At 69.5% G+C, this 14538-nt stretch carries 12 protein-coding genes; 5 read left to right on the forward strand and 7 right to left on the reverse strand.

What is annotated here, in order from left to right:
- Positions 1–314, forward strand: a 314-nt coding sequence (locus NL1_RS38320) for a hypothetical protein (RefSeq protein WP_162272788.1), incomplete at its 5' end; no start/stop codon positions are given.
- A 408-nt stretch (positions 315–722) separates the two neighbouring features.
- Here NL1_RS38320 and NL1_RS31205 read toward each other — a convergent pair.
- Together NL1_RS31205 and NL1_RS31210 are read right to left on the reverse strand one after the other, a co-directional pair.
- On the reverse strand, positions 723–2495 hold the full coding sequence (locus tag NL1_RS31205) for a DUF2339 domain-containing protein (RefSeq protein ID WP_245673670.1): 1773 nt from the start codon (positions 2493–2495) through the stop codon (positions 723–725).
- Positions 2496–3564: 1069 nt separating this feature from the next.
- Positions 3565–4026 carry a hypothetical protein gene (locus tag NL1_RS31210; RefSeq protein WP_067847038.1) on the reverse strand — a complete coding sequence of 154 codons (462 nt, stop codon included), beginning with the start codon at positions 4024–4026 and terminating at the stop codon, positions 3565–3567.
- A 323-nt stretch (positions 4027–4349) separates the two neighbouring features.
- Here NL1_RS31210 and NL1_RS31215 point away from each other — a divergent pair, with 323 nt between their 5' ends.
- Positions 4350–5540: a helix-turn-helix domain-containing protein gene (locus NL1_RS31215; protein WP_067847040.1), complete on the forward strand. Its 1191-nt coding sequence runs from the start codon at positions 4350–4352 to the stop codon at positions 5538–5540.
- A 57-nt stretch (positions 5541–5597) separates the two neighbouring features.
- On the opposite strand, the gene NL1_RS31220 is transcribed toward NL1_RS31215, so the two are convergent.
- From NL1_RS31220 to NL1_RS31235, 4 genes are all read right to left on the reverse strand, one after another.
- Complete coding sequence (locus NL1_RS31220) at positions 5598–6281, reverse strand: DUF1707 SHOCT-like domain-containing protein (protein WP_067847043.1); 684 nt, start codon at positions 6279–6281, stop codon at positions 5598–5600.
- Positions 6282–6375: 94 nt separating this feature from the next.
- Positions 6376–7008: a response regulator gene (locus tag NL1_RS31225; RefSeq protein WP_067847103.1), complete on the reverse strand. Its 633-nt coding sequence runs from the start codon at positions 7006–7008 to the stop codon at positions 6376–6378.
- Between the two features lie 83 nt (positions 7009–7091).
- Complete coding sequence (macS, locus tag NL1_RS31230) at positions 7092–8270, reverse strand: MacS family sensor histidine kinase (protein ID WP_067847047.1); 1179 nt, start codon at positions 8268–8270, stop codon at positions 7092–7094.
- Entirely contained in the window at positions 8248–9507 is a 1260-nt protein-coding gene (locus tag NL1_RS31235; RefSeq protein ID WP_084511185.1) for an AI-2E family transporter, read from the reverse strand. The genes macS and NL1_RS31235 overlap by 23 nt, the downstream gene beginning before the upstream one ends.
- A gap of 260 nt (positions 9508–9767) precedes the next feature.
- Between NL1_RS31235 and NL1_RS31240 the strand changes: the two genes are divergently transcribed.
- The 3 genes from NL1_RS31240 to NL1_RS31250 all read left to right on the forward strand — a co-directional run bounded on the left by NL1_RS31240 (position 9768) and on the right by NL1_RS31250 (position 12846).
- A complete protein-coding gene (locus NL1_RS31240) occupies positions 9768–11288 on the forward strand; it encodes an adenylate/guanylate cyclase domain-containing protein (RefSeq protein ID WP_174553495.1) in 1521 nt (506 codons plus the stop codon).
- Positions 11289–11292: 4 nt separating this feature from the next.
- Positions 11293–12387 carry a lysylphosphatidylglycerol synthase transmembrane domain-containing protein gene (locus NL1_RS31245; protein ID WP_067847051.1) on the forward strand — a complete coding sequence of 365 codons (1095 nt, stop codon included), beginning with the start codon at positions 11293–11295 and terminating at the stop codon, positions 12385–12387.
- 99 nt (positions 12388–12486) lie between these two features.
- Positions 12487–12846, forward strand: coding sequence for a DUF3054 domain-containing protein (locus NL1_RS31250; protein WP_067847054.1), 360 nt, complete (start codon positions 12487–12489; stop codon positions 12844–12846).
- 36 nt (positions 12847–12882) lie between these two features.
- Here the strand turns inward: NL1_RS31250 and NL1_RS31255 are convergent, their stop codons facing one another.
- The gene (locus NL1_RS31255) at positions 12883–14493 is read right to left on the reverse strand and encodes an NTF2-like N-terminal transpeptidase domain-containing protein (RefSeq protein ID WP_245673671.1); all 1611 of its coding nucleotides are present in this window, start codon (positions 14491–14493) and stop codon (positions 12883–12885) included.
- Positions 14494–14538 lie beyond the last annotated feature (45 nt).

The following is a 14538-nucleotide window of genomic DNA, read 5'->3' on the forward strand; positions in this document are numbered from 1 at the left end:
CGGACTCGGCCACGCACGGGGCGAGCGCCTACGACCCGGCCGTCGCCGCGGGCCACCACACCCCGGCGCCGACCGACCACCAAACCTCGTCCGCCACACCGGGTTCCCCCCAGCACCGGGCGGAGCCCGCCCACCACGCGGACCGGGGTGCGCAGGAGACACCGAACGACAACCGCACCAGCATCGAGAACTGGATGGCCGAACTCCGCTCCTCCCGCCGCCGTATCGCGGATTCGGACGAAGGCAGGCACCACAGCGGAGACGGCCGCTCGGTGAGCGTGAACGAACTCCTCCGCCGCCGCGACGAGGACTGAGTTCCCTCCGGGTTCCGGTCCTCGCAGAGCGTTCACACGCTTCGCATACGTTGTGCGGTCTGCGAGGCGTATAAAGCGTCTGCGCAGTTGCGTTGGCATTTCCGGGAGTTGCGGCTCGAGCGGTTCTCACAGAGCGTGTACACGCTGCACACAGTCGATGGGTTTGTGATGCGTGTGGATGGTCTGTGGGTTGGGTTGCCCCGCCCACGGGATTTCGCGAGGCCGGGTGTTCCGGACGCGCCGACCCGAACTGCTCGCCGATGATCCGCACTCCGGCCGCGGCGGCCGTCCGCACGCTCGCAGAGTTCCTTTGTCGAACACCCGGACCAGCGCCCGCCGCACCGAGGCGACGTGGTGCGCCGACTCTTGCCGACGGGCTCCGGTCCGCGAAGGTCGCCGTGGCGGCGGTCAGTCGGTGGTGGCTTCGAGGTCGACGGCGCCCGCTTCGGCGAAGGCTCGGGCGTAGCGGGTTCCGGTGAGTAGCAGGAGGATTCCGACCACCAGGAAGGCGGCGACGCGGATCAGGCCGTCGAGGGTGGCCAGGTCGAACAGGAAGAGCTTGGCCAGGGCGGCGGTGGTGACCAGCAGGCCGGAGCCGAGGGCGACCTTCGCAATGGCGGCGGAGCGGGAGAGGTTGCGCAGGCCGTAGAGCAGAGCCGCGGTGGCGGCCGCCATCCACACGATGGTGGCGATGCTGTGGCCGATGACGAAGCCGTCCGCGGCGCCGGTGGTGGCGCCGACCGCGACGATCGCGGCGGTCACCAGGTAGAGCGCCGCGCCGCTCGCGGCGATCCAGAGGAGCGATTCCTCGGCCCCGCCCTTCGGCGTGCCGGCGAGCCTGCGGATGGTCCACACCCCCGCCGCGACAACGGCCATGCCGGTGACCGCCGCCAGCGCGGTGGAGATGGTCAGGTGCTGCTCGGCGAGGTGTTGCGACGCAAGCCTTTCCGGGGTCGCGTTCGCGAAGAAGGCGAGTCCACCGATCACCGCGAAGGCGATGCCGAGTCCCGCGGCGACGCCGGAACGCAGCTGCCCTGCCACGCCGAGGAAGCCCAGTGCGACCAGCAGCGTCGCGATCGGGAGTGTCTGGGCGCTCGTCACGCCGACGCATGCCTCGAGCAGGGCGAAGGCGCCCGCGACAGCGGCGGCGACAGCGGTGTGGCCCGGAATCTTCGCGACCGCACGCACTTTCGGCATCAAGACCGTCGCCGCGACGGACAGCAGAACCACCGCGTAGGCGGCCGCGACGAGAGCGCCGATGCGCCGGTCGAACAGCGCCGCCACCGCCAGCATCGGGGTCGTGGAGATCGCGAAGGACAGTGTCGCGGTGACATCACCGGCGCGCCTGCGGACCACCAGCACAGTGCCGATCAAACCGACCGCCGCGATGGCGATCGAGGCCACCAGCAACCACAACTCGCGCGAGTGGTCGAGCGTCTCGATCAGCGCGATGGCGATGCCCACCAGGGTGGCCAGCACCGCGGGCACCGTCCGCGCGACGTGCAGGAACGGCCAATCCCGTCCGAATTGCACCGGAACACACGCCAATTGCAGCACGATCAGGAATCCGAGCAGCACCAGCTCCGCGGTGACGAACGGCGCGAGCATTGCCGCACCGAGCACGACGAGCACCGCCAGCGGCTGCGACTTCCACTGCATCGCGAGTCCGACGCCGCCCGCCGCGACGGCCAGCGCCACGGCCAGCCCGACCACCGGGTGCAACCAGTGGTAGACGGCGGTCACCGCGACCACATCGAGATAGGCGCCCGCAATGCCGGTGGCGGCCAATGCGATTCCGCCGACCCGGCCACCCACCTTACCGAAGACCCGCATCCCCGCACCGACCAGCGCGGCCGAGAACACAGCTCCGGCAACGACTCTCGGCACCGGCCCGAAGAACCCCGCCTGAGCGGCGAGCACCAACAGCATCACCACGCCGATCAACGTGACCGCCACCCCGGCCACCGCAAGCACCCGGCTGATCACCCCGTCCCGCTGCCACCACGGAACCTGCGGCTCCCGCCGCGGCGGGGCGGGCGGGCGCATCCAAGGCGGAACCATCCCTGTACCCATCGGCGGCAACGCCCCCGGCTGCGTCGCCCATCCCTGCGGCATAGGCGGCGGCACCGCACCCGGCGGCGGCATCACGCCCGGTGGCGGCACCGCCCCCGGTGGCAGCATCGCACCCGATCGTGGCGCCGCTCCCCAATCCTGCGCCGCCGCAGCCGCATACGCCGACCCGTACGCAGGCTGGGGCGCCCCAGGCAGCAGAGGCGGACCCGACGGAACCCCAGCGGCAGGACTCGAACCGCCACCGACAACGGACGCCGATCCAGGCCCACCGGCCACAGCCGAATCCGCAGGCCACTCGCCCTCGGCACCAGCCGAGCTCGTGCCACCTACCGCTGCGCCTCCGGCATCAGACTCCCCGGCCACGGCCGGAGTCGATCCTGCACCCGCAAAGCCACCTCCGGCACCAGCCCCCTCGACACCGGCCATGCCAGACTTTGCGCCCGCGAACGAACCACCCTCGGCAGCAGACGAATCTGCGAGCGACCCGGCCCCAGCACTAGCCGGGATCGCGCCGCCCAACGCCGCGCCTCCAGCTCCGGCCTCCTCAGTTGCCGCGGCAGCGAGCCCCGCGCCCGCAGACGAACCGCTGTCGGCGTCAGCCGAACTCGGCCGCTCGGCGCTACCGATAGACGTGCTCGATCCACCCGCCCCAGTGGTCGAGGTCGTGCTCGCACCGGCAGCGAAGCCCGAGCCGGGCTCGGCATTCGGCCTGCCAGGGTCGCCAGAACTCACGCCGGCAGACACGATCGAACCGGCGCTAGCCGAGTCCATAGCGGATGTGCCACGCCGCCCGGCTGGCATCGAGGCAGGGCCGCGTAGTGGCGGTGGAACCGCATTCTTGTCGCCCGAGTCGGCCCCGCCGTACGGCGCACCCGCACTCGAACCGCCCGCGGCAGGCGCCAAAGTTTCGCGCTCCGCGGCGAGTTCCGGCGCGACTTGTTCGCGAAGCAACGCCAGATCCCGCCCGAGCGCACCCATCTGCGTCCCCAGCGCAGTGAACTCACCGGACAAGCGCGAGATCAGCGCCGGATCGATAGATGTAGTCATAGACCCATGCTCGGCCCCTCATGCTTACCGAACATGAGTAGAAACCCCCGGCGACGGGCCGATATCTACCCGATTCCGCCTCGACCGACCCCCAGCCGGGCTGCGGGTGGGGGCCGGTCGCGCCGGGCGGTCAGGAGGCAGGCGCGGCGCGCATGCTGGTCACCTGGTGGATGGCGCTGATGACCGCCGAACGCGGCGGCATGCGCAGCACGCCCGGGGCGGGTTCGCTTGCCCAGTGCCAGCCGAGGCGGGAGTCGGTGCTCGGCAGCAGCACGTGACGGCCGCCCGGGATCACGGTGACCTGATGGCCTGCCAGGCTGCGCCGGACATGCACGTCGACCGGGGTGACGGGGCTGGGCGGTGTCACAAGGAAGGTCCAGGTGCGGTCGCCGGGATCGGCGACCACCGGGGCGATCAGCTGGCGGTCGAGCATGGCGAGCACTTTCCTGCCGAGTTCCGGAGGCATGACGATGCCTCCGAGCAGGGTGCCTGTGGTCACCACCGGACGCCCGGCGAGCAGTTGGACCGGCAGGCCGTACCGATGTCGGAGCAGGTGCGCCGCGTCGTGCGGGCTGTGACAGCGTTCGAACATGATGCTTCCCCTCAAGCTATGACGTTGCTGTGGCAGGTGATCGGCGTTCGGCGTAGTGTGCCGTGCAGGTCACGGCCTCGCGGGCGCAACTGATCGGGTCGAGCGAGAAGTGCTTGCGATGCGGTCGCGCGATCGGCGCGCCGGGCTCGCATGGTGTTCGGCATCGTGGTCATTGCCGCCGCCCTTTGCGTTCTCAAAGTTGCAGAAAGGCAACGGTATTCCAACCAGCGGCCAACGAGTCGTACGCAATGTCCCACTAGGGGTGAACTTAATCCCTTAGCGTCGTACCCTGAAACCTGGATGTAACAAAGGACTCGGGTGACATGGACGAATCGTCGATCGGGGTGCGGATCCGGCGCTTCCGCGGCAAAGCGCTCACGCAGCGCCAGCTTGCCGACCAAGCCGGGGTGAGCGTGGATCTCGTGCGCAAGCTCGAGCAGGGCGGACGGCAGACCGCCTCCATCGCGAGCCTGCAGAAACTGGCGCGCGCGCTCGATGTGGACATCTCGGATCTGATCGGAAAGCGCCACGGGATACCGTCCGGCAACCCGGACGCGGGCATCGTCGCCATCCGGCGCGCCCTGACGCCCGTCGACGATCTGCTCGGCGAGGTGCCCGAGGAGGAGGCGGTGAGCCTCGACGACGGCCGCCGCGCGGTCGACTACGCCTGGGGCGCGTACTGGGCAGGCCGCTACGAGTTGCTCACCACGATCCTGCCCGCCAATCTCACCCAGCTGCGCGCGACAGTGCACGCCGCCCGCAACGGCACGGTCGCCCCGGCCAACGAACTGCTCGCCCGCATGTGCTGGGTAACCGGTTGCACACTGGTGCATCTCGGGCACACCGATCCGGCGTTCCTCGCCATCCGCCAGGCGCTGGCCGCCGCCGAGCGTGGCAACGATCAGCTGCTGCTGGCGACCATTCGCGGCTCGGTGGCGTGGCAGCTGCTGGTGCAGGGCAGGTACGACGAATCACGCCGGGTCGCGCTGCGCGCCGCGACGGACCTGGAGCCCGCGGGCGAAGTGCCCGCCGCGCACCTGTCCGCCTACGGTTCCCTCGTGCTGCAGGGCGCGACCGCGTCCGGCCGGGCCCAGAACGTACCGGAGGCGCTGTCGCTGATCGAGACGGCTGGTGAAGTCGCGCTGCGCATCGGCGGCGACCGGCAGGACTACGAAACCTATTTCGGGCCTTCACAAGTCGTGATGCAGACGGTGGACGTGAACGTCTCCTCCGAGCGTTACCCCGAGGCACTGGCCGCGGCGAAGGAGATGCCGCAGAACAGCGGTCTCCCGCAAGCCTCACGCGCCCGCCATCTCGCCGACACCGCGGTCGCCTTGACCCGCACCGGCCAGCACCAGCGCGCCTTGGACGCGTTGCTGAACGCCGAACGCGTCGGCGGCGTCGACTGGATCAAGTACCAGTCCCTGCCCCGCCACATCGTCTCCGAACTCCTCGACCACGACCGCCGAGTCCCCCTGCGCGCCTTCGCCCGCCGCATCGGCGTCAACACCTGACGTCCGAACTACCAAGTCACCCCGGGCAATTCGCCCGTTGCCAGGGTGCGGCGCGGATCATTGGCCGAGTAGTTTGCGCCAGTGGGCGATGAACGGGTGTTTGGCGGTGACCGAGCCGAAGCGGATGCGCCCGTGGACGACCAGGTGGAGGGGCCCGAGTGGGGGGCCGGTGCGGACCTTGTTGGTGACGCTGGCGCCGACGAGGTCGAGACCATTGAGGTCGACGGTGGCCTCGGCGGGCACCACCAAGGTCAGCGAGCTGAAGTAATCGTCGACGTTCAACTCGACCACCTGGGTGGACATGACCGCCTCGGTGAAATCGAGGGTGACGCCGGAGAACCAGTTGTTCAGGTGCAGCGAGGGCGCCACCTGCCACGGCCCGCGCCGGGTCGGATTCGTCAAGCGGCCGCGAATCACGTTTCCGGCCGTGGCGGGCGGCCGCGGCGGCTTGCGGAACGAGGGCGCCGAGTTCACGAAGGTGGTGGGCGGGGCGGCGGGACCGCCGATCAGGCGGACGCCGGGCAGGTCGATGAGCACGGCGTTCAGTTCGCCGCGGGTCTTGGCGGCCAAGGCGGTGTCCATCCGCTCGGTGAACTCGCCGAGCGAGAGCATCCCGAGCCCGACCGCTCGCTGCAGCAGCTGACCGACGTGCTCGCGTTCGGCGTCGGAGACACGCAGATCCCGATCGCCGACACCACCATCGGAGCCGACGCCATTGGATACCGATTCGGGGCCGCCCATGGCTTCGAGATTACCGAGGATCGGCGGGTCTCGGCATCAGGGCGATCCCGGATTCCGGCGCGCGTGCGGGTCCTCCGCTGGGCGGATGTCCCGCCTACTCGAGCCCCTGTTCGATCGCGTACCTGGTGAGCTCGACCCGGTTGGCCAGCTGCAACTTACGCAGCGTCGCCTGCACGTGGTTCTCCACCGTCCGGTGACTCAACCCGAGCCGGGACGCGATCTGCTTGGCGGACAACCCTTTCGCCACCATCCGCAGCACCTCGGTCTCGCGTTCGGTGAGCGCGGGCCGGTGCGGTGCGTCCGGCTCGGCGGGTGCGGTCGCCATCCGGCGGTACTCGCCGAGCACCAGCCCGGCCAGACCCGGCGTGAACACCGGCTGACCGGCGGCGGTCGCGCGCACCGCGTCGATCAGTTCGGCCGCCGACGCGCTCTTGACCAGATAACCGGAGGCCCCTGCCTTGATCGCGTCCAGCACGTCGTCGCGCTCCGCCGAGGCCGAGAGCACCAGCACCCGGCTCTGCGGCGACACCCGCAACACCTCGGCGGTCGCCACGGCGCCGTTCCCGTCGGGCAACTGCATGTCCATCAGCACCACGGCGGGCCGCACCGCCGCGGCGCGCCTGGTGGCCGCACCGACGCCGTCGGCGGTCGCGACGACCTCGAACCCGGCCTCGGCGAGGTCGCGGGAGACGCCGTCGCGCCACATCGGGTGGTCGTCCACCACCATCACCGAAATGGTCCCGGCCGCACCGTCGTCGGTCACCGCACCGCTCCTTTCGCCGTCGCCTTCATCGTGCCAGAAGCGCCAGGTCAGCGCGTATCGCGCGGAACACGGAACTCCCACTCGGCGCCCTCGCCCGCGCTGCCCTCGGTGAGCAGTTCGGCGGTCCCGCCGAGCGCGGCGATGCGCCCGACGATCGACCGCGAAACTCCCATCCGCCCTTCGGCTTCCGCCTCGGCCAACCGGCCCGGCGCGATGCCGACGCCGTCGTCGCGCACGCTGACGATCAGCTCGTCGCCCGTGTCCTCCAGCAGCACATAGGCTTTCGCGTCCGGCCCGGCGTGCAGCTCGACGTTCACCAAGGCCGTGGCCACGGCAGCGGCGAGTTCACCTGCCGCCCACCGGCCCACCCGCACCGCCTCGCCCGGCGTCGAGACGAACACCCTCGGCGTAGCGTGCACGGTCAGCAACGGACGCAGATCCACCTCGGCCCCGCCCGCGTCCTCGCGCACGCCCTGCTCGGAGATCAGGACCCGCAGCGCCACCTCCTGCTCACCGGCGCGCATCGCCAATTCTTCGGTGGGGCCGCCGATTTCGCTGCCGCGCCGCTTGATGTAGCTGAGCACCTGGAGGACGCCGTCGTGCACTTCGCGGGCGAGCCGCTCGCGCTCCTCGGCCGCGGCGGTCAGGCGCACCGCGCGCTGCAACTGCTCCTGCGCCCGCCGGGCGGTGTTGGCGGCCAGCCCGAGCGCCAGGCCCACCGAGACGAGCACCGGCGCGGTCGCATCCGCCCACACGTCCTGTCCCCACTGCTCGCGCACCGTGATGATCACCGCGGCGATCGACAGCCCGGAGGCGATGCCCGCGATCGGCCCGCGCAGGATCGCCGCCGAGATCACCGCGTTGGCCGCCCACATGGTGGTCGGCAGGGTCTGGTGCCCGTGGTACCAGTCGTAGTCGGCGACCAGCCGGGTGGCGGCGATCAACCCGACCACCACGATGTGATCGCCGATCACCACCCAGAGCCGCACCCTGGCCACGTTGTCCGCCTGCCACTGCGAGAGCATCAGCGCCGACAGCCCGGACCAGACCACCATCAGCGCGATGAACACCCAGCTCAGGCGTTGATTCTGGTAGTAGGGCACGGACGCGATCTGCTGGCCGACCGCGTACAGCAGCGTGACCAGCCGGAACGCCTGCACCGCCCGCCACAGCGGCGCGGTCGCGGCGTCCGCGGGGCTGAGCTCAGTCGGCGCGGCCGGGCTCATCGGCGTCCCGCCGTCCGGTGTCGCTCCCGCGCGCCTTGCTCAGCAGCGCGACTTCCTCGGCGAGCGTCGCCTCGACATCGAACCTCCCCGGGTCCGGCCGGTCCGGTTCCGCCGAGTACAGCCGGTGCTCGGCGGTCTGCAATTCGCCGAACGTCTCCTCCGGGCTCTCGGCGAGCAACGATCGGATGGCGGTGTTCATCACCGCCACGGCGGGCACCGCGAGCAGACCGCCCGCGATTCCGCCGAGCACCACGCCCGCCGCGATCGCCAGCACCACCGCCAGCGGATGGATGCTCACCGCCCGGCCGAGCAGCAGTGGTTGCAGCACATGGCTTTCCAGCTGCATCACCGCGATGATGATGCCGAGCACGATCAGCGCCGTCACCAGTCCCTTGGTGACCAGCGCGATGAACACCGCGATGGATCCAGCGAGGAACGCGCCGATGATCGGGATGAACGCGCTGATGAACACCAGCGAGGCCAGTGGCAGCGCCAGCGGCACCCCGAGTATCGCCAGACCCGCCCCGATGCCGATGGCGTCCACCGCCGCGACCACCACGGTGGCCCGCACGAAGCCGACCAGCGAGCCGAAGCCGAGCTGCCCGGCAAGCCGGACCCGCTCCCGGTGTGCTTTCGGCACGATCCGGGTGGCGAACTCCCAGACCTGATCGCCGCCGTAGAGGAAGAAGATCAGGATGAACAGGGTGAGGAAGGTGCCGGTGAGGATGTGTCCGATTGCCGTGGCCGTGGTGAGCGCGCCGGAGGTGAGACTGTCCTGATTGGACTGGATGGTCTTGACGATGGTGTCGCCCGCGTTGCGGATCTGATCGTCGCTCAGGTGCGGCGGACCGTTGATCAACCAGTCCTGGATCTTGTGGATGCTGTCGGTGAATTCGTCGGACAGCTGCGGCACGCCTGCCACGAATTGCTCGATGACGAACGTCAAGATGCCCGCGACCAGCCCGAGCGAGCCGACCAGCGCGACGAACACCCCCACCCATCTGGGCACGCCGAGCCGCTGCATCCAGTCCACCAGCGGCGCGAGCAGCGCGGCCGCCAGCAGCGCGATGGCGATCGGAATGACGACGGCCGCCAGCCGCTGCACGATCATCACCAGTGCGAGCACGGCGGCGAAGATGACCAGCAGGCGCCATGCCCACTCCGCGGTCTGCCGGACGATCGGGTGCACCGCATCCGCGGCGGAGTCCCGGCGCGGACGTTCCTCGAGCTCGGTCACCTCGCTCAGGGTAATAGGCGTACCTCCGCATTCGCTCCGGCCGTGCGCGGGGCTGTGGACGGACTACGTCCGGCAGCGCCCGTCGTGCGTACCTCCCGCATTCGCTCCGGCCGTGCGCGGGGCTGTCGGCGGACTGCGTCCGGCAGCGCCCCTCGTGCGTACCTCCGACCAGGCGCAAGAGAGACAGCCCGACGTGGACGAATGATCTAAACGCTAGATTAGGGGGCGTGTCAGCGCCCTTGGAAGCGGTCAAACAGACCATGCGTACGCGCTGGCCGCTTTACCTGACATCGATGCTGTTGGCCAATGCCTTCGGCGCGGTGCTGGTGTGGGCGTTCATCCAGTACGGACTCCCCGTTCCGGAAGGCGAGGCGGCCGGTACCCGACGCACCGGTCTGCTCATCCCCGCCCTCGTCTTCATCACCGGCGGGCTGCTCAGCCTGGCCGCCTCGGCGCTGATGCTGCGCCCGGTCATGCGCTGGCAGATGCGCGGTGGTCCGCCGAGCCGTCAGGAACAGATGGCCGCGCTGCACGCACCGCTGCGCCAAGCGATCCTGCATCTGGCGCTGTGGTTGATCGGCGGTGCGGTGCTCGCCGGACTCATCATCTCTGACACGCCCGAGCTGGCAGGCGCGGTGATCATCACCGAGTGCATGGCGGCCACCATCGTGTTCGGCTTCACCTACATGCTCGGTGAGCGCATCCTGCGTCCGGTCGCGGCGCAGGCGCTGACCGAGGGCATCTTCGATCACACTCTGACGCCGGGCGTCGGTACCAGGATGGCGATGACCTGGGGCATGGGCACCTTCGCGCCCACCATCGCCATCGTGCTGCTGTGCGTCACCCAGATCTCCTCGGACGTGAAGTTCTCGGCCCAGTCGCTGGCGATCTCGATCCTGCTGCTCTGCGGCGTGGTGATCCTCCAAGCGCTCGCGCTGTCCATGCTCGCCGGTTCCAGCATCTCCGACCCGGTGCGCCAGCTCAGCCAGGCCATCGACCGGGTGCAGGAGGGCGCCCGCGATGTGCAGGTCGAGGTGTTCGACGGCAGCGAGATCGGCCTGCTTCAGGTGGGGTTCAACCGGATGATGGAGGAGGCGGCCAAGCGCCGTCAGCTTCAGGAGCTGTTCGGTCAGCACGTCGGCGAGGAAGTCGCGCAGCGCGCCCTCGACTACGGCACCGAGCTGGGCGGCGAGACCAGGTTCGTCGCGGTGCTGTTCGTGGACATGGTCGGCTCCACCGCGACCGCCGCCGAACGACCGCCGACCGAGGTGGTGAGCCTGCTCAACGAGTTCTTCCGGATCGTGGTCGATGTGATCGACCGGCACCACGGGTTCGTCAACAAATTCGTCGGCGACGCGGCACTCGCCATCTTCGGCGCGCCGCTGGACCGGCCGGACGCGCCCACCGCGGCGCTCGCGGCGGGCCGCGAGCTTCGCGAGGCCTTGCGCGAGGTGCCCGGCCTCGACATCGGCATCGGCGTGTCCGCGGGTCTGGCGGTCGCCGGAAATATCGGTGCCGCCAATCGTTTCGAATACACGGTGATCGGCGACCCGGTCAACGAGGCCTCCCGATTGACCGAATTGGCCAAAGATCAACCCGGCCGGGTACTCGCCTCCGGCAGTGCGCTGTATTTCGCGGAGGAAAGCGAGCAGGAGTTCTGGGTGGCGGGCGAAGAGGTGCAGCTGCGCGGTCGTCGCCGGAAAACGCGATTGGCTTGGCCGAAAGAAGGGGTCGACCCGCGCACCGTTGCCGACGCCGAAACAGCCGATTCGTTAAGCTGACGACGTGACGGCCAACGGGGATTCAGCGGGCAGGCCTGCTCCGCGAGCGTCCACCGTCGAGCGAGGCCGGGGCAAATTCTGGTGGGTCAAATGGCTGCTGGGCGCCGCGCTGCTGGCTTTGTTGATCGGCGAAGGCGTCTATCTGTGGCCGCGGCTGCACGAATCATGGCAAAAGCTCACTGAAATTCATTGGGGCTGGGTCGCGGCCTGCATCTGGTTTCAAGCGCTTTCCATGAGCGGATTCGGCCGGGTGCAGAAACAACTGCTGCACGCGGGCGGCGTCGACGTGAGTCAGCGCAAATCCGTAGCAGTCGTGTACGGCGCGACCGCGATGGCGGTGACCTTGCCCGCGGGGCAGGTGTTCTCCACCGCGTTCACCTACCGGCAGACCCGGCGCTGGGGCGCGAGTCCGATCGTGGCGTCCTGGCAGCTGGTCATCTCCGGTGTGATCGCGACCGCCGGGCTGGCGCTGCTCGCCATGACTGGCGCGCTGCTTGTCGGCAACCGGGTGGGCCCGCTGAAGCTCATTCTTTCGCTCGCCGCGGTGGCCGCCCTGATCTGGGCAGGCAACTACATCTCGCGCAATCCCGGCTCGTTGGAGAAGGTGCTGCGCTGGCTGCTCGCGCGCGTCAACCGGATCCGCAAGCGCCCCGCCGACCACGGCATGAGCAAGGTCGCCGAGATCCTGACCCAGCTCGAGTCGGTGGAACTCGGCAAGCGCGACGGCGTGTGGGTGGCGGGCTGGGCCGTGGTGCACCGATTCGGCGACGTCGCCTGCCTCGGCGCGGCCTGTTACGCCGTCGGCGCCGACCCGAAACTCGCAGGCCTGCTCATCGCCTTCACCGCGGGCAAAGCCGTCGGTTCCATCCCCTTCGCCCCCGGCGGCATCGTCTACGTCGACGCGACCTTGATCTACAGCCTCACCGTGGCCGCGGGCCTGCCCGCCGCCCAGGCGGTCGCCGCCGCCTTCGTCTACCGGATGGTCAGCTTCATCCTGGTCGCCATCGTCGGCTGGATCGTCTTCGCCTTCCTCTTCCGCACACCTCAAGCCGACGACGCCGCCTACGAAAAGGAATTCGAGACGCGCCGCACGTTGTGAACGCCGACCGGTGTACGCCCCGGCGGGTGACTGAACAGGGCGAGTACCGGATCGGTGTCATGATCGAGATCGAAACGATGCCGCACTACGCTTGCGCACGTGAAGAGACTGGTTCCGGTTGCGGTGGACGCAGTTTTGGTGATCTTGTTCTGCGTCATCGGCCGGCGCAGTCACGACGAGGCGGTGATCGCGGGTCTGCTGAAGACCGCGTGGCCCTTCGCCATCGGACTGGCGATCGGATGGATCGTGGCGCTCGCCGTCGCGGGGCGCACGGGGCGCTCCGACGGAACCCTGGTGTGGCCCACCGGAGTCCTGGTGTGGCTGTGCACTCTCTGCGGCGGCATGCTGCTGCGCGCGGTCAGCGGGCAAGGAATCGCGTTCAGCTTCGTGCTGGTCGCGGCCACGGTGCTGGCTCTGTTCCTGCTGGGTTGGCGCGCGGCGATCCGAGCGCTGAACTGATCGGCTGCCCCACCGTTCGAGCCCGGTAGCGGCCGATCACGGCTCCGGCGCGACCAGCGACTGCAACATCCGGGCGGCCATCCGCGAGGTGGCGTTCCCGCTGTCCACATTGTTGATGTGCACCGCGAACGCCAGATCGCCCATATTCGCGATCAGCCAGCCGTCCTCGCCCGCGGTCGCCGCGTAGGCGATCACCGGGTACGGGCGCAGCGGCGTCAGGTTCGGGGACCCGGTCGCCTCGCGCAGCATGGTGCGCAGCCGTTCGGTCAGCTCGCCACCCAGCGGTGTCAGCTGCGCGTCGGTGCCGCCCGTGTGGGCGACCTCGATCTTCGGCGCGGGCACCTCGCCGCGCGCGATCGAGGCCGCAGCGATCGCCATCCCGAAGGGGCTGGCCAGCACCGCGTCCGACCCGCCGCCCTGGCGCACCTGCTCGGCGCTGCGCCCGGCGATGGCGAGCCGTCCGGTCACCTCGTCCAGGCCAGCCACCTGGAAATCGATGCCGATGCCGAGCCTGCCGGCGGCCTCCGCCGCTTCCTGCACCGAAACGTCTTGCGCAGCCTTGCCGTTACCGGCCGCCGCGACGGCGCGGAACAGCTCGATATTGCCGCCCACCGGGTACAGGCCGGTGAACGCGACCGGACCGTGCGCGCTGGCCTGACTGTTCTGCGCGACGGCGACCACCGCGCCGCTGGACGGCTGGATCGCCACGATGGAGGCCGGCGTGCCGACGCTCACCACCGCGTCCTCGGCGGCGCGCTGCAACCGCTGGTCCATGGTGGCAATGATGTCCGGCCCCGGCGGTCCTTGGTACCCGGCGACCTGGCTGATGAATCGTCCGTCCGGCTCGTAGATCTGCACGCCCCAGCCGGAGTGCTCGTCCTGGCTGGTTTCCCAGACCTTGCGCAGCGCGTCCAGTTGCGGCGACCAGACCCGGCGGTCGGAGGAGATCAGCCGCGGGTGCTTCTCCATCACCACGCCGGGAATCGGCGCCATGCGCGGCTCGAGGATCGCGAAATCGCCCTCGCGCAGGTTGACGGCGACGATCGGCTTGCCCTGCGAGGACGCCAGCTGCTGCATCAGCGCCGGACCGGTGATCAGCGGCGCGACCGGCTCGATGGCCTTGGCCAGCGCGTCGGTGGAGGCGATCGGGTCCGGCAGCCGCGCCGGATCGAGCTTGATCACGTTGATGACCTGCTCGTGCATCAGCGGCGCGCCGACCATGTCGAGGACCCGCGGCGGCGGTTTAGGCGTGGTGCGCACCAGCTTCACGGTGCGGTTCCCTTGCAACTGCGGCATCACGACCGAGGGTTCCCAGGAGATTCGCCAGCCGATCGCGAGCTTGCGCACCGTGCCCTGGATGCTGTAGCTCCAGTTCTTGTTCTGGCCGAAGCTCCAGTCGACGTCCATGCTGAAGATCGCCGACTGCGAGTCCAGGCCGATGAATTGGGTCTTCTGGTAGTCGACCTTGCCGGGATGCAGGCCCTCGAACATTTGCTTCAGCGTTGCCGAAGCGGCGTTCGGGTAGGAGGTGAGCTCCGATGCCTTCTTGTAATCCTGGTTGTCGAGGAGTTCGGTGAAGCGCTCGACGACGGCCGCGGGCTCGTTGGGTTCCTCACGAAACCCGCAGGAGCCCATAGTGACTGCCACAGCCGCCACCCCCGCGAGTGCTATTGCGCCCCGGACGCGAAAGCG

The sequence above is a fragment of the Nocardia lijiangensis NBRC 108240 genome, assembly GCF_001613045.1.
GTDB classification, from domain to species: domain Bacteria; phylum Actinomycetota; class Actinomycetes; order Mycobacteriales; family Mycobacteriaceae; genus Nocardia; species Nocardia lijiangensis.

Excerpts from the sequence above, each read along its gene's own strand:
- NL1_RS31205 (WP_245673670.1), bottom strand. The coding sequence starts at position 2,495 with ATGCTGCCACCGGGGGCGGTGCCGCCACCGGGCGTGATGCCGCCGCCG.
- NL1_RS31210 (WP_067847038.1), bottom strand. The coding sequence starts at position 4,026 with ATGTTCGAACGCTGTCACAGCCCGCACGACGCGGCGCACCTGCTCCGA.
- NL1_RS31215 (WP_067847040.1), top strand. The coding sequence starts at position 4,350 with ATGGACGAATCGTCGATCGGGGTGCGGATCCGGCGCTTCCGCGGCAAA.
- NL1_RS31220 (WP_067847043.1), bottom strand. The coding sequence starts at position 6,281 with ATGGGCGGCCCCGAATCGGTATCCAATGGCGTCGGCTCCGATGGTGGT.
- NL1_RS31225 (WP_067847103.1), bottom strand. The coding sequence starts at position 7,008 with ATGGTGGTGGACGACCACCCGATGTGGCGCGACGGCGTCTCCCGCGAC.
- macS (WP_067847047.1), bottom strand. The coding sequence starts at position 8,270 with ATGAGCCCGGCCGCGCCGACTGAGCTCAGCCCCGCGGACGCCGCGACC.
- NL1_RS31240 (WP_174553495.1), top strand. The coding sequence starts at position 9,768 with ATGCGTACGCGCTGGCCGCTTTACCTGACATCGATGCTGTTGGCCAAT.